This is a genomic window from Micromonospora sp. CA-269861, from assembly GCF_050948505.1.
Taxonomy (GTDB): Bacteria; Actinomycetota; Actinomycetes; order Mycobacteriales; family Micromonosporaceae; genus Micromonospora.
The window spans coordinates 7,028,546-7,047,865 of the sequence record NZ_CP192014.1 but is presented as its reverse complement, the minus strand read 5'-3'; the positions used below and the strand labels follow the sequence as shown (position 1 = coordinate 7,047,865).

The window sequence follows — 19,320 nt, the reverse complement described above, 5'->3', positions numbered from 1 at the left end:
CGTCGTGCCACCCCCTCGCTTCTGCTCCCGGCCGCCGCTGTCTGCCAGCCGGCCGTCCCGGGCCCGCCGCGTTCGCGGGTGGAACAACACCCACCCGGACGGTCGACCGGTGGTCATCCACAAGTTATCCACAGCCTGTGTACCGACCGATTGTGGCCGCCGCCGGACGCGGGTGGGACCTGCCCCTGCCTGAACGGGCGCTGAAGCGGGTTCACCGTGCCGAACGATTCACTGCCTTGTCCGGTCTTGCCTGTGCGACGACCGGAGCTTCCGACGCTCACCGCAATCGGGCACGGTAACAGCGTTGTCCCTGCGCCATCAACCGGCGACGCGGCGGCGCCCTTGTCGGCATCAGCGAAAACCGCCTTCCGGCCTCGGGCGCGTCCTGTTGTCCACTGCTCGGGGTGTTTGACGGTCATTGCCCCCCTGCGTAGGCTGGAACGGCTGCTTTCTCGCCCTCTGCTAGGGTGATGGGTGCTTGCTGTCCGCGGTCGCATCCCCGCATCGCCGAGGTCCCGCTCCGCCGGACAGCACCGATCGTGGGCCACCGTCGAGGTGGCCTGGACCACCACACGACCCCGGCGATCCCGTCGCGCGGGGCGCGTACGAAAACGGAGAGCCTGACGTGAGCAAGCGCACCTACCAGCCGAACAACCGCCGGCGCGCGAAGACCCACGGCTTCCGGCTGCGCATGCGCACCCGTGCCGGCCGTGCCATCCTGTCGAGCCGTCGCGCCAAGGGTCGCACCACCCTGTCGGCCTGAGCCGACCGGGCCGGTCCAGGGGACGTGGGCAGTCGTGCTGGCCGCCGCACAGCGACTGCGGCGCAGCACTGACTTCGCCGCAGCGGTTCGTGGTGGTCGACGCGCCGGACGTGGCGCCGTCGTGGTCCACCTGGCCGTGCCGGTGACCGTCGACCCCAGCACACCGAACTCGCCGGAGCCGGCACGGGACAACAGTGCGGAGCAGTCGTCCGTGCCGTCCCGTGCCGGCTTCGTCGTCTCCAAGGCGGTCGGCAACGCGGTGACCCGCAACCGGGTCCGGCGCCGACTGCGGGCGCTGGTCCGGGAACGGTTGACCGCCCTGCCCGCCGGCAGCACCCTGGTTGTCAGGGCGCTCCCCGCCGCGGCGCAGGCGTCGTACCCTCGGCTCGCCACCGACCTGGACGCCGCCATCGCGGTCGCCGGGTCGCCCCGCGAGCGGCGGTCCCGATGAGCGGCACCGAGCAGACCAGCCCACGCCCGTCGACAACCGGTGCCAAGGTGCTGATCGCGCCCATCATCGCGTACCGTCGGTGGATAAGTCCGGCACTGCCGGCTCGCTGTCGGTTCTACCCGTCGTGCAGCGCGTACGCCCAGGAGGCGGTCGCTCGGCACGGCGCGCTCCGGGGAGCCGTGCTGGCGGTCCGGCGGTTGTTGCGCTGCCACCCCTTTCACCCTGGTGGATATGACCCGGTGCCGGAGCCGGGCGGCCGCCGCCGTGCTGATGTGACTGGAGCCCCGAATTGAGTCTGAGTCTCGACTGGATCTACTACGCGATTTCGTGGATCCTGCTGACCTGGCACTCTGCCTGGGACGCCATCGGGGTGCCCGTCGGCGCGGTGATCGGCACCAACTTCGCCTGGATCCTGTCCATCATCTTCCTGGTGGTCACCGTCCGGGTGATCCTGTTCCCGGTCTTCGTCAAGCAGATCAAGTCGCAGCGGGCGATGCAGGCGCTCCAGCCCAAGGTCAAGGAGCTTCAGGAGAAGCACAAGGGTGACCGGGAGACGCTCCAGAAAGAAATGATGGAGCTGTACAAGAAGGAGAAGGCCAACCCGCTGATGGGTTGCCTTCCGATGTTCCTTCAGATCCCGGTCTTCCTGGGCCTCTTCCACGTGCTGCGCCGGCTCGATCCGGACAAGCAGAACCAGACCCTCTACGGCTGGACCGCCGACCAGTTCCAGAGCGCCTCGCAGGCGAAGCTCTTCACCGCCCCGATCGCCGGCAAGTTCGGCTCCACGGCTGGCGAGCTGGCCAGCCTCGGCGCCAACGGCACCACGGTGAAGGTCATCGCCGGTGTCCTGGTCCTGGTCATGATCGCTACCACCTACCTGACCAGCCGTCAGATGATCCTCAAGACCGGCTGGGCCGAGGACCCGCAGCAGCGGATGATCCAGCGACTGATGCTCTACGGCATCCCCGCGTCGCTGCTGATCTCCGGCGCGATCTTCCCGATCGGCGTCATCATCTACTGGGTCACCAACAACCTCTTCACCCTCGGCCAGCAGCAGTGGGTGCTGCGGAAGTTCCCGCCGCCGGTGACCGCCAAGAAGGCCGTCGCCCCCGCCGCCACCCGCAACCCGGTGCAGCCCGCCAAGTCCGGTGGCCTGTTCGGTCGTGGGAAGACGGCGCCGCCGGCGCCGGTCAAGGCGGCCGCGCCCAAGGTGGCCGGGCCGAAGCCGGGCGCCAAGCCGGCGAACAACCCCAAGAAGAGCCGCCCCGCCAAGCGGCAGGGCTGACCTGCGAGGGCCGCCGCCGGGTCACCCGGCGGCGGCCCGTTCCGCACCGCGCAGCCGCCGTTAAGGCCGGCGCCGGGTGGAACTGACCGCGCACCGCGCGGCCACGGGCGACACTGCCCGTACAGACGTGCCCGTGGGCACCGGCGACCTCCCGCCGGCCCCGGGAAACCAGTCGGACCCGACGGTCCGGCCGAGCGAGTACGGAGATGAGACCGTGACCGAGACCAGCATCCCCCGCGCCGAGCAGTCCCTGGACGAGGAGGAGACCACCACGCTCGCGGTGGACGGCGACGACACCGAAGCCGATGACACCGAGGCGGACGACGACACCGACACCGCCGCTGGCACCCGGGTGAAGAAGGCTGTGGGCGAGGGCGACCTGTTCCGGCAGAGCGAGATCGCCGCCGACTACGTCGAGGGCCTGCTCGACATCCTCGACTACGACGGCGACATCGACGAGCTGGTCGCCGCCGGCCGTCCGATGGTCGAGGTGGTGGGCGAGCGGCTGCAGAACCTGGTCGGTCAGCGCGGCGCCACCCTGGAGGCGCTCCAGGAGCTGACCCGCCTTGCCGTCTTCCGGCAGACCGGTACGCCGAGCCGCCTGCTGCTCGACGTCGGCGGCTACCGGGCGAACCGCCGCAAGGAACTCGCCGCGGTCGCCAAGAACGCCGTCGAGAAGGTCAAGGAGTACGGCGAGCCGGTCCGCCTGGAGGCGATGTCCGCGTTCGAGCGCAAGTGCGTGCACGACGTCGTCAACGCCATGTCCGGCGTGGCGAGCGAGTCCGAGGGCGTGGAGCCGAACCGGCGCATCGTCGTACGGCCGGCGGACTGACCGGGTGACCCACGACGACATCACGGCTGACGCCGTGTCCGGCCCGGGCGGCACGCCGCCCGGGCCGTCCGCTGTCCGCCCCGCCACCTCCGACGCCGACGCCGAATCGACCGGGCCGGGCAGCGCCCCGTCACCTGCCGACGCGGCGTTGCCGCCCGAGCTGGCTCCGGCCGCGCTGACCCTCTTCGGCGACCGTCTCGACCTGGCCGCCGCGTACGCCGAACTGCTGGCCACCGACGGCGTGGTCCGTGGCCTGATCGGCCCCCGGGAGGCGCCCCGCATCTGGGACCGGCACCTGCTCAACTGCGCCGCGGTCGCCGAGCGGATCGCGTCCGGCGCGACGGTGCTAGACGTCGGCTCCGGCGCCGGTCTGCCGGGTCTCGTCCTGGCGATCGCACGCCCCGACCTGACGGTGACCCTGATCGAGCCACTCGCCCGGCGGACGTCGTTCCTGATCGAGGTCGTCGAGCGACTCGGTCTGGCCAAGTCGGTACGGGTGTTCCGTGGCCGGGCCGACGAGGCGGCCAGCGGATCGAGCGGCCGGGAGCCGATCAGCGGGGACGTGGTTACCGCGCGCGCTGTCGCGCCCCTGGATCGGCTGGCGGGCTGGAGCCTTCCCCTGGCGGTTCGCGGTGGCCGTCTGTTGGCGCTCAAGGGTTCGTCCGCCGCGGCCGAGATCGAGGAGCACGCCGAGGTGGTGGCGCGGCTCGGCGGCGGGGAGCCGACCGTGCAGCTCTGCGGCGTCGGGGTGATCGATCCGCCCACCACTGTCGTGGAGATCGTGCGCGAGCGGATGGTCGGCCCTGCCCGCCCGGCGGCCAAGAAGCGGGCCCGGGGCGGACGCTCCCGCCGAGGTTGACACTTCGCGCCATCGGGCTTCCGGCCGGTGGGTTGCCTCGTTGTACCGGTACGGATGGACGAGGGGATGAGAACCCGACGTGGACCGGCCGCGCCCGTCCGCCGTAGGCTGACCGCGCGTCGATAGTGTGGAGCGGGTGACGGACGTCGCGGGTCTCCGACCGCTCCCGTGGGCCGTACGCTCCGGGTTGCGGGCGTGGAAGCGGCCAAGTTGACCGGGGCGCGGACCGACCATCCGAAGCGGGCAGGGATGACAGGTGCATGACGACGGCAGGTACGACGATCCACGCGTGACCGGGTCGACAAGCGATCCCGTTTCACGTGAAACCGACTACCCCAGCTGGTCGCCCGGCGCGACCGGGCCATCGACCCGACCTACCGACAGCGATCCGCCGGCAGCGCTCGACCCACAGTCGGGCCCCGGGCGGCCGGAAGGCTCGGCCATTCCGGAGCCGGCGAGTGTTCGTCGGACGCCGGAGGCGACGGGTCGACCGGTCAACGCCGCCGAGGTGCGGTCGACGTCGGGTCGCCGCAACACCGCCGCGGCGGTTCGCTTCGAGCCGGCGGTCCCGCACCAACCCACTGCGGCTGTCGCTCGGGACTCCGCGCCGGTGGTCGGCGACGCACCTGTCGCTTCGACCGAGTCGTTGGCTGCCGTGGCGGCCGACCCCACGTACGTTTCACGTGAAACCCCGACGCGCGAAGAGGATGACCCACCGTTGGCTATGGAGGCGATGCGCGCCGTGCAGATCCTGAATCCCAGTGGCGAGGTGACCATGCCTCGGCCGGACCGGACCCGGGTCATGTGCGTCGCCAACCAGAAGGGCGGCGTGGGTAAGACCACCACCACCGTCAACCTTGCGGTGGCGCTCGCCCTGCACGGCAACCGGGTGCTCGTGGTCGACCTCGATCCGCAGGGCAACGCTTCGACCGGGCTCAACGTCCCACACCACACCGGAATCCCGGACGTGTACGACTGCCTGATCAACAGCGTGCCGCTGGCCGAGGTGGCACAGGCGGTCGAGGGGATCCCCAACCTCTGGTGCGTACCCGCGACCATCGACCTGGCCGGCGCGGAGATCGAGCTGGTGTCGGTGGTGGCTCGGGAGTCGCGCCTGGACCGGGCGATCGCCGCCTATCCAGGCGAGTTCGACTACGTCTTCATCGACTGCCCGCCCTCGCTCGGTCTGCTCACGGTCAACGCTCTGGTTGCCGCGCAGGAGGTGCTGATCCCGATCCAGTGCGAGTACTACGCGCTGGAAGGGCTCAACCAGCTGATCAACAACATCAACCTGGTACGCCAGCACCTCAACCCGAAGCTCGACGTCTCCACCATCCTGCTGACCATGTACGACCGTCGCACCCGGCTGGCCGACGCCGTCGAGCAGGACGTCCGGAACCACTTCGGCGACAAGGTCCTCCAGGCGGTCATCCCCCGCAACGTCCGGGTCTCCGAGGCACCGAGCTACGGCCAGTCGGTGATGACCTACGATCCCGGTTCGCGGGGTGCCACGAGTTACTTCGAGGCCGCCCAGGAGATCGCCGAGCGGGGCGTCAAGGAGCCGGTGGGCCGGAATGCGTAGTGCGGACAAGTCGCTGGGAGGCGTGGCATGAAGAACCGTCCTCGGGGCGGTCTGGGTAGGGGCCTGGGTGCGCTGATCCCGACCGGGCCGGCGCCGGGTGCCGCTGGCACCGCGACGGCCGAGCCGGAGAACGAGCATGTGGAGGACGGCGGCACGGTCGCCGTCGCCGCGGTGCCCGCCGGAGCGCCAGTCCACGAGCCGGAGCCCGTACTCAGCCCGGTGCCCGGTGCTCGATTCGCCGAGATCCCGGTCGACGCGATCATGCCCAACCCGAAGCAGCCCCGCCAGGTCTTCGACGAGGAGGCACTGGAGGAGCTGAAGACCTCGATCCAGGAGGTCGGCTTCCTCCAGCCCATCGTCGTTCGGCAGCTCGACGACGAGAAGTACGAACTGGTGATGGGCGAGCGGCGCTGGCGGGCCGCCCAGGCGGTGGGACGGGAGAGCATCCCGGCGATCGTCCGGGACACCCGCGACGACGCCATGCTCCGCGACGCCCTGCTGGAGAACATCCACCGGGCGAACCTGAACCCTCTGGAAGAGGCCGCCGCCTACCAGCAACTGCTGGAGGAGTTCGGTGCCACCCACGAGGAGCTGGCCCGGCGGATCGGCCGCAGTCGCCCGCAGATCTCCAACACGATCCGACTGCTGAACCTGCCCGCACAGGTGCAGCGCCGGGTTGCTGCCGGCATCCTGTCGGCGGGCCACGCCCGCGCTCTGCTGAGCCTCGACGAGGCGGAGGCGCAGGAGCAGCTGGCCCTGCGGATCGTGGCCGAAGGGCTGTCGGTTCGGGCGACCGAGGAGATTGTCGCCCTGGCCCTGAACGACGGGCCGGCGAAGGGACAGGCCGCGAAGCGGCGGCCCAAGGCGCACGCTCCGGCCCTGACCGATCTCGCCGATCGGCTGTCGGACCGGTTCGACACCCGGGTGAAGGTGGACATCGGCCGGAGCAAGGGCAAGATCACGATCGAGTTCGCCACGGTGGACGACCTTGAGCGGATCGTCGGAATCATCGGCGTGCAGCAGGAGGAGGAGAGCGGGGACTGAACCCCTCTCGCCCACGGCCGCGCTACCCATCGGGGGCGCGGCCGTTCTGCATTCCCGGGTCGTCGCGTTTCACGTGAAACCTGCCGCGTTTCACGTGAAACGGCCGGCGGGCCTGCCTCGGCGGATCGACGTACCCGACGAGATCGTCGTCGTGCTCGGATCGCTCAATCAGCCCGGCTTCAGCTCGACCGCAGGCGTAACGCAGGGGCGGACGACTCACGCCGGCCCGGACCTTGGAAGCGCAAATCTGCGGGCGCTGGCGGCAGGCACGCCGTCGAGCGTCGCCGAGTGGCAGACGCGGCGGTGGGCGTCGTGTCGGGCGGCGGGGCGCGGGAACGGAGGCTGGCGGTGGGCGTGGTGTCGGGCGGCGGGGCGTGGCAACGGAGGCTGGCGGTGGGCGTGGTGTCGGGCGGCGGGGCGTGGCAACGGAGGCTGGCGGTGGGCGTGGTGTCGGGCGGCGGGGCGTGGCAACGGAGGCTGGCTGGCGACTGGCGACTGGCGACTGGCGACTGGCGACTGGCGGCGGGCGGAGGGCGGCGGGCGGAGGGCGGCGGGCGGAGGGCGGCGGGCGGCGGCGGGTGGCGCGAGGCAACAGGCGGCGAGAGGCGAAGGGTGCCGGGCGGCGAGGGATGAAAGGCAAGCGACCGACACGGCGACGGGTGGCGGCGGCGAGCGTAGACGGATGAGCGGGACGGCGAGCAACTGGCGGGGCGCGCGTCTGCGGGAGCGGTGAGCCACGGGTGCGGGCGGGGCTGACGGGAGTCGCGAGGGACGCGCGGGCGGCACGGATCCGCGCGCCCCACTGGGAGACACTCAGCGCCCGGGAGCGGAACAGCGCCACACGCCTCGCAGAGGGCTCCGAAATGGTCCACTCGACCGCAACCACCCCCTGCGCCGCTCGAAGCGCCAGCGAGCCGCTGAGTGGCGCGCAACGCACCTCGGTGGTGATCCCTGGCCGTGCGCGCCCTCGGCGCGGTTCGTCATGTCGGGGCGTCCGATCGAGCGACGCCGGTGCCCGAGCCGATGGAACCGCCATCTGCCGGCCCGGCGACATCGCCATCCCAGGCCCGGTTTCACGTGAAACAGAGACAGTTGCTCGCTGACGCCGATCGGATCCCGAGGGCTCGGGGTGACGGCGCAGCGAAGTCGGCGGCGCGTCCAGGACGTCGACATCGGGATGCCGTCGATCTCCCGTCCCCAGGCGACCGGGCGCCCAGAGCTTCCGGGCGCCCAGAAGCTTCCGTGCGTCTTGGCGCAGGAGCCGGGGCGATGCGGGAACAGCTCCGCGAGCGAGCCGTCCGGCAACTAAGACGCATGTCCAATGGGCCAAACGAGCGGGTGGGCTGCCGAGGCGGTTGGGCCATGCGGTGCGATCGGAGCGCGTCCGTCCATCGCGGTCCCCGACGGCCGTCGACCCCGTCGATTTGGCGGTTCGCGGACAACGACCGAGCGGCCGAAAAGTTATCCACACCGGTTGTCCACAGGCACCCCCCGTTTCACGTGAAACAGCGCGTGGGAGCGGGTGCGGGCCTGTGGATGACGGCCTGTGTTCAGGATCTCGGCAGCCTGTGGATATCGCCTCCCGGTACCCGCTCGACCACGCGAGCCTGGCCCACGACGGGCACCGATCCGGCGGTCCGGGACAGCTCGAACAGGTAGGGACAGCGGTGCCAGACTCGGTTAGGGTCAGCGTCGTGCACGACACCCCTCCCTCAGTCCCGGACTTCACCCAGTGGCCGTCATTTCCCTTCGAGGGTGACCTCCACGTGAAGCAACTCGATGATCCGGTCCCGGTCGAGCCGCCCCGGAAGGGCGAGGGTCTCCGGGAATGCACGGCCTGCAACGCACCCGACGACGCCTACATCTGGGTGGGCGAGCGGTGGCGGGTACGCGCCATGGACCGGCCGACCGGCCTGCCCATGGTGCTCATCCTGGAATCGCGGACCCACCTCGACCTCGGCGACCTGCCGAACCTGCTGGCCGCCGAGTTGGGGGTGATGACCGTACGTCTGGAGCGGGCCATCCGGTCGCTCGACGGTGTGGCGCGGGTGCACGTCAACCGCTGGGGCGACGGCTCGGCCCATCTGCACATGTGGTTCCTCGCCCGCCCGTACGGTCGCCTTCAACTGCGGGGCACGTTCCTGTCCCTGTGGGACTCGATCCTGCCGCCGATCTCCGAGGCGCAGTGGCGGGAAAATCTGGCACTCGTCGCCGCCTGGCTCGCCGAGTTCGGTGGCCGTCCGCTCGCCGAACCGCCCCGCATCCAGTGGCAGGCACCGTCCAGTCTGTTGGCGCAGTCGGCTGCCGCAGATGCCGCCGCCGCAGCGGAGGCTGCCTCAGTGGCAGCAGCCGGGGCGGAGGTGGTCTCGGTCATCGAGGCGGCAGAGGAGATCCCGGAACCAGCACTGGACTCCACCCCCGATTCGACGGATGCCGACAGTGCGCCCCCGGTCAAACCGGGAGTGGACACGGACGCCGATGCCGGTTCGACGGCGACCACCGTCCGGGACTCCACCGCCGCAGCCTCCACCGCCGCGGCGCCCGGCAGCGCAGCGTCCGGCAGCGCCGCCACGACGGGGACGCCCGCCGACGGACTCCACGTCGGCCCGGCGCAGACGCACACCGACGAACATCAGGTCGGCCCGGCGGGAGCGCCCACCGACGGGCCGCTCGTCGGCCCGCGGGGCGGAAGCGCCGACGAGACTCCGTCAGGTCCTGCCAACCCGGCTGTCCCGGACCCGGCCAACGGGGGTGCCTCCGGGGCGGCCGTCAGCAAGACCGCCCCGGGGAACGGCATCGGGGACGCCAGCACTCCGGGCGTAGCCGCGCGCACCAACGGCAGCGACTCACCTGACGTACGCGCGAGCCAGTGAGCTGAACCGACCATGGGGATGGCCCCAAGCGGCCAACCCCATGGTCGACCCACGGGCGGTGCCGCTCGGCCCGGCGGGTACGTCAGTGAGTGGTGAGGCGGGCCGCTGCGCGGGCGACAAGAGTGCCGAGGAGTCGGCCGAAGTCCAGCCCGGCCGCCTGCACGGCGAGCGGAAGCAGCGACGTCTCCGTCATGCCCGGCGAGACGTTGACCTCCAGCACGTGCGGCTGGCCGGCCGCGTCCACGATCACGTCGACGCGGGAGAGGTCCCGTAGACCGAGCGCGGTGTGCGCGGCGAGGGCCACGTCGGCGACCGTGGCCGCCACCTCCGGGTCCAGCCGGGCCGGGGCGTGCCAGGTGGTCCGCCCCGCGGTGTAGCGGGCGGCGTAGTCGTACACGCCGTTGCGCGGCACGATCTCCACCGGCGGCAGCGCCTGCGGGCCGTCGCCGAGGTCGACGACGGAGACCGCCACATCCATCCCGGGGACGTACCGCTCCACCAGCGCCGTGGAGTAGTACGCGAAGCAGCCGACCATCGCGGCGGGCAGCGCGGCGGCGTCCCGGACCACCGCCCCGCCCAGCCCGGACCCGCCCTGCGCCGGCTTCACCATCAGGGGTACGCCCAGACGGTCGACGATCCGGTCCAGGACGGCGACCGCGCCGAGCTCGGAGAAGCGATCGTGCGGGAGCGCCACCCAGTCCGGGGTGGGGATGCCTGCCTCGCGGAGCACCGCCTTGGCCGAGGGCTTGTCCCAGGCGACCCGCGAGGCCCGGGCGTCACAGCCGACGTACGGGATGTCGCACAGGTCCAGCACTCCGCGCAGTGAGCCGTCCTCGCCGGTCGCGCCGTGCAGTGCGATCACCACCGCGTCCGGCGGGTCGGCCGCGAGCGCCGGCAGCAGGGCCACGTCCGCGTCTCGCAGCTCGGCCTCCACTCCGACGGCGCGCAGCGCGTCGAGCACCCGACGACCGGAGCGCAGGGACACGTCCCGTTCGTAGGAGAGCCCACCCGCGAGCACCACGACGCGCAGGTCGGCCGAGACGGCGGAATCGGTCACGAGGAGGTGCTCGGCGGTCGTACCCATGCCGGCATCATGCCAAGTCGGGCCCGGGCACGTCGGAGCCGGCCCGGCCGCGTCGGCCGGCGGCGCCACCCACGGCACCGAAGACCCGGCGCATCGCGATCTCCTGCTCCATGACACCGGCCAGCCGGCGGACGCCCTCGCGGATCCGCTCCGGCGGCGGGAAGCTGAAGTTGAGCCGCATGGCGCCGGTGCCGGTGCCGTCGGCGTAGAAGCCCGTGCCGGGGACGTAGGCGACCCGGGCGGCGACCGCTCGCGGCATCATGGCCTTCGAGTCGAGCCCGTCGGGCAGGGTGGCCCACACGAAGAGGCCGCCGGCCGGTGTGGTCCAGCTGGTGCCCTCGGGCATCAGGTCCGCCATGGCGTCGAGCAGGGCGTCCCGGCGTTCCCGGTAGACCTCGCGGTAGACCTTGAGCTGCTGCCGCCAGGGCATCGTGCCCAGATAGGTGGACACCGCCGCCTGGGCGAAGCCGCTGGGGCAGAGGATCTGCGCCTCGCTGGCGATCACCAGCTTGTCGCGGACCGCGTGCGGCGCCAGGATCCAACCGACCCGCAGCCCGGGGGCGAAGGTCTTGGAGAACGTGCTGAGGTAGAAGACGCCATCCCGGCGGCGGGCCCGCAACGGAGCCGGGGCCTCACCCTCGAACCCCAGCTGACCGTACGGGTCGTCCTCGACGACGAGCAGGCCGGCGCGCTCGCAGATGTCGAGCACCCGTTCCCGGCGCTCCTCGCTGAGCGTCACGCCTGTCGGGTTCTGGTAGGTGGGGATCGTGTAGAGGAATTTCACCCGCTGGCCCGCGCGGGCCAGGTCGGCGATGGCCGTCTCCAGCGCCTCCGGGATCAGCCCGTCCGCGTCCATCGGTACGTGGACGACCTGCGCCTGGGCGGCCTGAAACACGCCGAGCGCACCGACGTACGTGGGCCCCTCGGCGAGCACCACGTCTCCCGGGTCGAGGAAGAGCCGGGCCACCAGGTCCAGTGCCTGCTGCCCGCCCACGGTGACCACGACGTCCTCCGGGGAGGCCCCGCACGCGGCGTCGATCCCGGAGAGCGACATCACCTCGCAGATCCGCTCGCGCAACTCGAGGGTGCCCTGACCGACGCCGTACTGAAGGGTGGTCACGCCGTGCTCGGAGCCGAGCCGGCCGAGCATCTCGCCGACCGCGTCCAGCGGGAGGGCGGCGATGTACGGTGCGCCGCCGGCGAGCGAGACGACCTCCGGGCGATTGGCCACCGCGAACAATGCTCGGATCTCGGAGGCGGTCATCCCGCGTACCCGCCGGGCGTACCGGTCGGTGTAGTCGTCGAGTGTCGTGCCGGTCATGACCTCACCTCGATCGCTGCTCGGGTGGCTCTCGCCCCGGGTACCCCGCACACCGCTGACCATGGCGGCGGACACACCGATTGTCGATCCTAGTCCGCCAGAGTCGGGCTGCCGCCGTGCCGAGGCAGATCGACCACATGGCGGACCGTCCTCGGCGTCCCCCGCTGCGGTGGGCATCTGCGCGTCCCCTCCCGCATCGCCGATCGGCGGCGTACGATCGCTCGTCGGGGGCAGGAAGGCGGCGCTGTCGTTCCATGCCGGTCTCACCACCGAGCCTATTGTGGGGATGCGCCATATGTCGCGACGTCTGGTCAGCCTGACCCTCGACACGTTGGAAGACCTCCCGCGCCCGTGCCGGCAATGCGTCTACTGGGAGCTCGATCCGGTCTCCGCGGACCGGGCCTGCGCCGCCGGCGATCCGGGCCTGGAGAAGGAGGCGTGGGTCTCCCAGACGCTGCTGGAGTGGGGCTCCTGCGGCAAGCTCGCGTACGTCGACGGCATGCCTGCCGGCTTCGTCATGTACGCCCCGCCCGCGTACGTGCCCCGTTCGATGGCGTTCCCGACCTCACCGGTCTCCGCGGACGCGGCACTGTTGATGACCGCCAACGTGGTCGCCGCGTTCGCCGGCGGCGGGTTGGGCCGGATGCTGGTGCAGGGTGTCGCCCGGGACCTGACCAAGCGTGGGATCAAGGCGATCGAGGCGTTCGGCGACGCCAAGTTCGGCGACACGGACGACCCGGCAGGTGGTTGCGTCGCCCCGGTCGACTTCTTCCTCTCCGTGGGCTTCAAGACCGTCCGTCCGCATCCGCGCTTCCCTCGGCTGCGCCTTGAGCTGCGTACGGCGCTGAGCTGGAAGTCCGACGTCGAGTACGCGCTGGAGAAGCTGCTCGGGTCGATGAGCCCGGAGACCCTGCTCCGGCCGGTCCGTCCCGCCCCGGCCACCCGCTCCATCGACGGCTGACGTCCGGCGCGGATCAGTCGACGACCGTGCCGGCGGTCACGACGGCACGCAGTTCGCTGACGTCGAGCGACCCGGTCGGGACGTCCCGCTCGATGGGGTAGTACATCCGCTGCACCGCCGCCACGATCGCCTCCACCACCCGGTCCCGGAACCGGGGGTCGACAAGGTGGGCGCGGTCGGTGGGCGAGGTGAGATAGCCGACCTCGACCCGGACGGCGGGCATCCGCGTCAGTCGCAGCAACTCCCACGTCTTGGCGTGGGTACGGCAGTCCCGCAGCCCGGTGCGTGCGACGATCTCCCGCTGCACCAGCCCGGCCAGACGTTCGCCTGTCGCCGAGGTCACCCCGTTGTCGGTGCCGTAGTGGTAGGTCGCGACGCCCTCCGCATCCGGGTTGGCGTGGCCGTCCAGGTGCAGCGAGATGAATACGTCGGCGCCGAGCGAGTTGGCGAGCAGGGCCCGGTCGGTGTCCGGCAGGCAACTGTCGGGCGACGGGCCCCGGGTGAGCTGCACCCGTACCCCGGAGGCGGCGAGTCGCCCCTCCAGCCGGCTGGCCAGGTCGTGCACCAGGTCCGCCTCCGTCCAGCGCAGCGAGCCGTCCGGCACCACCATCCCGGGGTCGGTGCCCCCGTGCCCCGGGTCGATGACCACCGTCTTGCCGACCAGCGCCGGCCCGGACTGCCGGATCGCGTCGGATTCGCGGAGCCACTGCGGGCGGCCACCGACGACCTTGCGGCCGATTCGGCGGAGCGCGTTCATGGTGTGTGGGCCGCAGGAGCCGTCCGGGGTGAGCCCGACCTCGCGCTGGAACTGGGCCAACGCCCGGGACGTCCGGATGCCGTAGATGGCGTCCGCCCGGCCCACGTCGTACCCCATCTCCAGCAGTCGCTCCTGCAGCGACCGGACATCCTCGCCGGTGAGCGGCTCGGGGACCGCGTGGTAGAGGGTGCGGGCGCCGAGCCGCCAGCGGGCGGCATCCAGCGCGCGCCAGGTCTCCGCTCCGACCCGGCCGTCCACGCTGAGCCCCCGCGACTGCTGGAACGCGCGGACCGCCCGCTCGGTGTCGAGGTCGAACTCGTCGGTCTGCGAGCCGGCGGCGGCGAGCAGTTCGAGGCCGGTCAGGATGGTACGGATCTCCGTGACCGCGGGTCCCCGGTCACCGGGTCGGATCGGACGCACGCACGACCCCCTCTGCACGACACTGGCTGGCCGGGCGGCCCAGGCTTGAGGCTATGCGCTCCGGGGCGGCGAGGTGGCGGGGGCCGAGAAATACGGCCGAGAAGACGCCGAACCCCGCACCCGACGAGCGGGTACGGGGTTCGGCTTATATTTCTGCTGGTCAGAGGGCCGATTCGATGAGCCGGACCAGCTCGCCCTTCGGCTTGGCACCGGCGATCGACTGCACCGGCTGGCCGTTCTTGAAGACGGTCAGCGTCGGCACCGACATCACCCGGTAGGCCCGGGCGGTCTCCGGGTTCTCGTCGATGTTGAGCTTGACGATGGTGACCTGGTCACCCATCTCCCGGGCGATCTCCTCGAGCAGCGGCGACACCTTGCGGCACGGCCCGCACCACTCCGCCCAGAAGTCCACAAGCACCGGCTTGTCGGCCTGCAGCACGTCAGCGACGAAGCTCTTGTCGGTGACCGCCTTGGTTGTTCCCACTATGCCCCTCCTCCGGGATGTGTTCCTTGTTTCAGCTGAGCGTCGCGATGAACCGCTCGGCGTCGAGCGCGGCGGCACAACCGGTGCCGGCCGCGGTGATCGCCTGACGGTAGGTGTGGTCGACCACGTCGCCGGCGGCGAAGACACCCGGCACGTTGGTGTGGGTGCCCGGGGCGTGGACCTTCACGTAGCCCTCGTCGTCCAGCTCGACCTGGCCCTGGAACAGCTCGCTGCGAGGGTCGTGACCGATGGCGACGAAGACGCCCGTCACGTCCATCACCTTGGTCTCACCGGTGTGTACGTTGCGGACACGTACGCCGGTGACCTTGCCGTCGTCGCCGAGGATCTCCTCGACGGTGCTGTTCCACTCGACCTTGATCTTCTCGTTGCTCAGCGCCCGGTCGGCCATGATCTTGCTGGCCCGGAACGAGTCGCGGCGGTGGATGATGGTGACCGACTCCGCGAAGCGGGTGAGGAAGGTGGCCTCCTCCATCGCCGAGTCGCCGCCGCCGACGACCACGATCTGCTGGTTGCGGAAGAAGAAGCCGTCACAGGTGGCACACGCGGACACGCCGTGGCCCAGGTACTCCTGCTCGCCGGGCACGCCCAGCGGACGCCAGGCCGAACCCGTGGAGAGGATGATGGATCGCGCCCGGTAGGCGGTCTCGCCAACCCAGACGGTGCTCACCGCGCCGGAGCCGGCGTCGCCGGTGTCGACCAGCTCGACCCGGGTCACGTCGTCGGTGAGGAACTCGGCGCCGAACCGCTCGGCCTGCTTGCGCATGTTGTCCATCAGCTCGGGGCCGAGGATGCCGTCCGCGAAGCCGGGGAAGTTTTCCACCTCGGTCGTGGTCATCAGCGCGCCACCGGACTGCACGCCCTCAATGATCAGCGGCTTCAGGTTGGCGCGTGCGGCGTAGACCGCCGCTGTGTAACCGGCCGGCCCGGAGCCGATGATGATCAGGTTGCGGACCTCGTCCACTGCCGTCTCCCGAGTTGTGTGTGTTCGGCGTCGGCGCGAGCACCGATGCTGATCCGAGTTGCCGACGCCTGGGTGGGGCCGGCAGCTGACTTCCAGAACGTCATCGTACGAACCGGGGATTCCCGAGCCGGGCATCCGGTGGGTCAGGTCACGTGGGCGCCCATCGTGCCATTGACCGTGGATTCACCCTACCCGCGCCGAATACCGGTTGTCCGAGCCGGACCCGGGCACTCCGCACTCCGGGCCACTCACCCAGGCCCAGCGGGCTCCGGTCGCATCGGTGAAACGAATGACCAGCGCCTGGTCGTCCTGAAACCGCGCGTAGTCGACAACCTCGACCACCAGCGGGGCCGATCCGTGCTCCGCCGCGACGCTGGCCAGGCAGGTGGTCAGCGCGGCCTCGTCGGTCAGCCGGGCCAGCTGGTCCGACCCGTCGGGAGAGGGACGGCGTCCGCCCTCGGCGTCCACCTCCGGCTGGTCGCCGGGGGCGTTGCCGGTCGCCCGGCTGGCACTCGGAGTGCTCAGCGTGTCCATGCCGTAGGCGTCGCCGAGGGTCTGCGGGGTGTAGTTCGTACCACTGCGCAGTGCCGGCCCGGTGGTGTGGACCGGCTCGGCCCCCGCGACGCCCTCGGGCGCGCTGGCCGGCCGGTTTATGGCGCTGGTGGCGCCGGAGTCGTCCGACGCACCCATCGAGAGCTGGTTGAGGCCGAGCCCGAGGGCGATGACGGCGATCGCGGCGACGGCCACCGGTGCGCCACGGCGGGCCCAGCCGCGCTGCCGGCGGCCTGGACCCGTGGCCGCCCGGCGTCCCGACCCGACTGGCGTGGGGACGGTCGGCCGGCGGCCGGCCCCGCCCTGTGCGGGTACGACAAGCGGCGTCGCCGCGTCGCCGTCCGCGTCGGCGGGTGCGTTCTCGGTCGAGGTGTCGTTCGAGGGCTTCGCGGAGGCCAGTGCGGCCAGGAGACGGTCGGTGATCGCCGGCGGCATCTCCGGGGACGGCTCGGCCCAGCGGGTCAGGTCCGTCCGGACCTCGGTCACGGCGGGGGCCAGCAGCGCGTACGCCTCGGCCCAGGACGGGTCCGCGGTGACCAGTTCGGCGACCTCGTCCTGCTGCGGGGTGCCGTCCAACGCCCCGCCGAGGTAGTCAGCGAGGAGGTCGGGGTCGACCTCCCGGAACCCCTCGGTCGTCACGTGTCCTCCTGGTTGGCGTCCCGCCGGTACCGGCCCGACCCCGATCCGACGCCCTCCACCGGGCCGGGGTTCCCCGGCGTGACGTCGGGCACGCCCGCGATCGTGGCGGCAGGGCCCGGTCGGGTCGACGGCGTCGCAACTGCGGCGGGGCGGAGATGCCCGAGCAGCACGGCCAGCCGCGCCCGGCCCCGGGCACACCGGCTCTTCACCGTGCCCTCGGCGACGCCCAGGATGCGGGCGACCTCGGCGACCGGATAGCCCTGTACGTCGACAAGCACCAGCGCGGCGCGTTGCTCGAGGGGCAGCGCGGCGAGCGCCTCGCGGACCACCAGCACTGTGTCGTGGTCCTCCGCCGGTGCCGCCGGCTCCAGCCCGCCGGTGCCCGATCCGTCCTCGGCCCGGTTGCCGTCGGGCAGCGGCACGGTGGGGTGCGCCTGCCGGCGTCGGATCCGGTCCAGGCAGGCGTTGACCACGATCCGGTGCAGCCAGGTGGTGACGGCGGAGTCACCGCGGAACCGCGCCGCCGCCCGGTGCGCCGACAGCAGGGCGTCCTGGAGTGCGTCGGCTGCCTCCTCGCGGTCGCCGAGCGTCCGCAGGGCCACCGCCCACAACCGGTCGCGGTGCCTGTGGAACAGTTCGGCGAAGGCGTCCCGGTCTCCGGCGACGTGCGCGCGCAGCAACTCCAGGTCCCTGGCGGCGGCACGTCCGTCCATCACCGCGTCCAGCGAATGCGGAGCCCGGATCGTGGTGCCCGGATCACGACCCCTGGACCGTAATCTCCTGCACCCCCAGCTTGAACCCACCCTCGGCCGGAGCCAACTCGGTGATCCAGAACAGCAGGTACTGGTATTTCTGGTCGGCGTCGAAGCCGTTGAACGTCATCGTGGTGCCGTCGTGGTCCTCGAACGGCTGGCCGATGGCGGTCTTGTAGCTCGCGACCAACTGCTTGTCACCGTTGGAACTGGACGGCGGGTTGATCGTGCCGGCGAACAGTTGGGCGGACGCGTTGGTGGCCGACAGGATCGCCTGCACCGACTTGACGGTGTGCGGCTCGCCGAGGTCGATCCAGACGCCCATGCCCTTCTTCAGGTTGCCGAAGTTGGGCCGGTCCCGGTAGGTCTCGGTCTCCCAGCCCTTGTCGTCGTCACCGTCGATGACCTTCTCGGCGCCGTCGACCTCGCTGCGGTTCTTGCTGTCCGGGTCGATGATCCGGACGTCCTTCACGGTCAGCTTGCGCGCCGTCGCGGCGGCCGGGGTGGCGTCGCCGGCCGGGGCACTGGAACTGGGCGCGGCGACCGGGTTGGACTGCGGGTCCTTGTCGTCTCCGCCGAGCGCGATGATCCCGATCAGCAGACCGACCAGGGCGACGGCCAGCAGACCGGCGATGCCGACGGCAACCTTGCGGCCCCCGGCCGCGGCCAGCGGCGACGGCTCTTCCTCGGTGTCGGCGGCGAACCGCAGCGGCCCACTGTTGTCGAGGTAGTGCTCATCCTCGGCAGGCACGTCCAGTCGCGCCAACTCGGCGGCGAGCACGTCGGACGACGGCGGCGCGATCTCGGCGTCGAGCAGATCCATGGTCAGGTCGTCCAGGTACGCCGGAACGCCGGCGCGAACCTGGCGGGGTGCCGCGATGGCGCCCGCGGCGTCCCGAACAGCGTCCGGGATGGCGGCGCGGCCGTGGCCGGCGGTGGCGCCGCGCAGCGGTGCCTCGGCGTGCGGCCAGGAGCCGGTCAGCGCGAAGTAGAGGACCCCGCCGACCGCCCGGATGTCGTTCTCCTGGCTGTCGGCTCCGTCCGTGCGGGCGTCGGCCAGGACCACGCGACCCTCGTCGCTGATCATGACGGTGCCGGGGTGGACGTTGCCGTGCACCATGCCGGTGGCGTGCACCGCGGCGAGCGCGCTCGCCACGGCGTTGCCGATGGCGGTGGCCCGAGCCGGGTCCAGGGGGCCGTCGGTCGCCAGATCCCGCAGGGACTGCCCGTCGACCCACTCGCGCACCACGTACGCCCGGTCGGCCTCGTCGATCGCGTCGTAGACGCCGACCAGGTTGGGGTGGATGACCCGGCTGGCCGCGACGGCGGCCTGAAGCATCTCGGTGGCGGAGTCGCCACCCGGGTAACGCAGCACCACGGCAACGGGACGGCGCAGGATGACGTCGACCCCGCGCCAGACCAGCCGACCCGCACTGTCGTTGTTGATGTGCTCAACCAGTTCGTACCGCTCGGCGAGGACTTCACCGGCCGTGGGAGCACCGAAGGTCATGACCGGAGGAGCGCTTTCGTCCGCCTCCTGACCCTCGCCGACCTGGGTCACCCGTCCTCCCTCGGTGATCGTGTCGATCGATGAACCCGAACTGCTGGGCATGTGGCTTTCCCGCTCTGCCGTTGAAGGAACCGGCCGACCGGTGTCGACGCCCAGCGTCGGCCCCTGC

16 protein-coding genes and 2 pseudogenes are annotated in these 19,320 nt (G+C 71.5%); 10 read left to right on the top strand and 8 right to left on the bottom strand.

Going from position 1 to position 19,320, the window contains the following annotated elements:
- Positions 1–625: 625 nt before the first annotated feature.
- From rpmH to ACQP0U_RS32430, 9 genes and pseudogenes are all read left to right on the top strand, one after another.
- Entirely contained in the window at positions 626–763 is a 138-nt protein-coding gene (gene rpmH, locus ACQP0U_RS32470) for a 50S ribosomal protein L34 (protein WP_007453904.1), read from the top strand.
- Between the two features lie 34 nt (positions 764–797).
- Positions 798–1,214, top strand: a complete 417-nt coding sequence (gene rnpA, locus ACQP0U_RS32465; protein ID WP_433314581.1) for a ribonuclease P protein component — start codon at positions 798–800, stop codon at positions 1,212–1,214.
- Positions 1,211–1,507 (top strand): membrane protein insertion efficiency factor YidD, encoded by a 297-nt coding sequence (gene yidD, locus ACQP0U_RS32460; protein ID WP_130405835.1) that lies wholly within the window; start codon positions 1,211–1,213, stop codon positions 1,505–1,507. The genes rnpA and yidD overlap by 4 nt, the downstream gene beginning before the upstream one ends.
- Before the next feature lie 2 nt (positions 1,508–1,509).
- Positions 1,510–2,499, top strand: a complete 990-nt coding sequence (gene yidC / locus ACQP0U_RS32455; protein WP_433321345.1) for a membrane protein insertase YidC — start codon at positions 1,510–1,512, stop codon at positions 2,497–2,499.
- A gap of 214 nt (positions 2,500–2,713) precedes the next feature.
- A complete protein-coding gene (locus tag ACQP0U_RS32450; RefSeq protein WP_425779514.1) occupies positions 2,714–3,331 on the top strand; it encodes a protein jag in 618 nt (205 codons plus the stop codon).
- Between the two features lie 4 nt (positions 3,332–3,335).
- The gene (gene rsmG, locus ACQP0U_RS32445; protein WP_433314578.1) at positions 3,336–4,190 is read left to right on the top strand and encodes a 16S rRNA (guanine(527)-N(7))-methyltransferase RsmG; all 855 of its coding nucleotides are present in this window, start codon (positions 3,336–3,338) and stop codon (positions 4,188–4,190) included.
- 610 nt (positions 4,191–4,800) lie between these two features.
- Positions 4,801–5,772, top strand: coding sequence for a ParA family protein (locus ACQP0U_RS32440; RefSeq protein WP_433321343.1), 972 nt, complete (start codon positions 4,801–4,803; stop codon positions 5,770–5,772).
- Between the two features lie 174 nt (positions 5,773–5,946).
- A pseudogene (locus ACQP0U_RS32435) lies at positions 5,947–6,816 on the top strand (ParB/RepB/Spo0J family partition protein); the annotation flags it as partial.
- Positions 6,817–8,510: 1,694 nt separating this feature from the next.
- A pseudogene (locus ACQP0U_RS32430) lies at positions 8,511–9,102 on the top strand (hypothetical protein); the annotation flags it as partial.
- A gap of 669 nt (positions 9,103–9,771) precedes the next feature.
- Here the strand turns inward: ACQP0U_RS32430 and ACQP0U_RS32425 are convergent.
- Both ACQP0U_RS32425 and ACQP0U_RS32420 read right to left on the bottom strand, forming a co-directional pair.
- Positions 9,772–10,773 (bottom strand): D-alanine--D-alanine ligase family protein, encoded by a 1,002-nt coding sequence (locus ACQP0U_RS32425; RefSeq protein ID WP_354970309.1) that lies wholly within the window; start codon positions 10,771–10,773, stop codon positions 9,772–9,774.
- A 7-nt stretch (positions 10,774–10,780) separates the two neighbouring features.
- Complete coding sequence (locus ACQP0U_RS32420; RefSeq protein WP_433314575.1) at positions 10,781–12,094, bottom strand: PLP-dependent aminotransferase family protein; 1,314 nt, start codon at positions 12,092–12,094, stop codon at positions 10,781–10,783.
- 295 nt (positions 12,095–12,389) lie between these two features.
- Here ACQP0U_RS32420 and ACQP0U_RS32415 point away from each other — a divergent pair, with 295 nt between their 5' ends.
- The gene (locus tag ACQP0U_RS32415; protein WP_433314573.1) at positions 12,390–13,055 is read left to right on the top strand and encodes a GNAT family N-acetyltransferase; all 666 of its coding nucleotides are present in this window, start codon (positions 12,390–12,392) and stop codon (positions 13,053–13,055) included.
- 13 nt (positions 13,056–13,068) lie between these two features.
- On the opposite strand, the gene ACQP0U_RS32410 is transcribed toward ACQP0U_RS32415, so the two are convergent.
- From ACQP0U_RS32410 to ACQP0U_RS32385, 6 genes are all read right to left on the bottom strand, one after another.
- Entirely contained in the window at positions 13,069–14,232 is a 1,164-nt protein-coding gene (locus ACQP0U_RS32410; RefSeq protein ID WP_433314571.1) for an N-acetylmuramoyl-L-alanine amidase, read from the bottom strand.
- A 160-nt stretch (positions 14,233–14,392) separates the two neighbouring features.
- Positions 14,393–14,716 carry a thioredoxin gene (trxA, locus tag ACQP0U_RS32405; protein ID WP_030331849.1) on the bottom strand — a complete coding sequence of 108 codons (324 nt, stop codon included), beginning with the start codon at positions 14,714–14,716 and terminating at the stop codon, positions 14,393–14,395.
- A 31-nt stretch (positions 14,717–14,747) separates the two neighbouring features.
- Complete coding sequence (gene trxB / locus ACQP0U_RS32400) at positions 14,748–15,698, bottom strand: thioredoxin-disulfide reductase (RefSeq protein WP_433314567.1); 951 nt, start codon at positions 15,696–15,698, stop codon at positions 14,748–14,750.
- A 183-nt stretch (positions 15,699–15,881) separates the two neighbouring features.
- The gene (locus tag ACQP0U_RS32395; protein WP_433314564.1) at positions 15,882–16,889 is read right to left on the bottom strand and encodes a hypothetical protein; all 1,008 of its coding nucleotides are present in this window, start codon (positions 16,887–16,889) and stop codon (positions 15,882–15,884) included.
- On the bottom strand, positions 16,886–17,602 hold the full coding sequence (sigM, locus tag ACQP0U_RS32390) for an RNA polymerase sigma factor SigM (RefSeq protein ID WP_433321340.1): 717 nt from the start codon (positions 17,600–17,602) through the stop codon (positions 16,886–16,888). Before sigM ends, ACQP0U_RS32395 begins: the two co-directional genes overlap by 4 nt.
- A gap of 43 nt (positions 17,603–17,645) precedes the next feature.
- A complete protein-coding gene (locus ACQP0U_RS32385) occupies positions 17,646–19,253 on the bottom strand; it encodes a protein kinase family protein (protein ID WP_433314561.1) in 1,608 nt (535 codons plus the stop codon).
- Between the last annotated feature and the right edge of the window lie 67 nt (positions 19,254–19,320).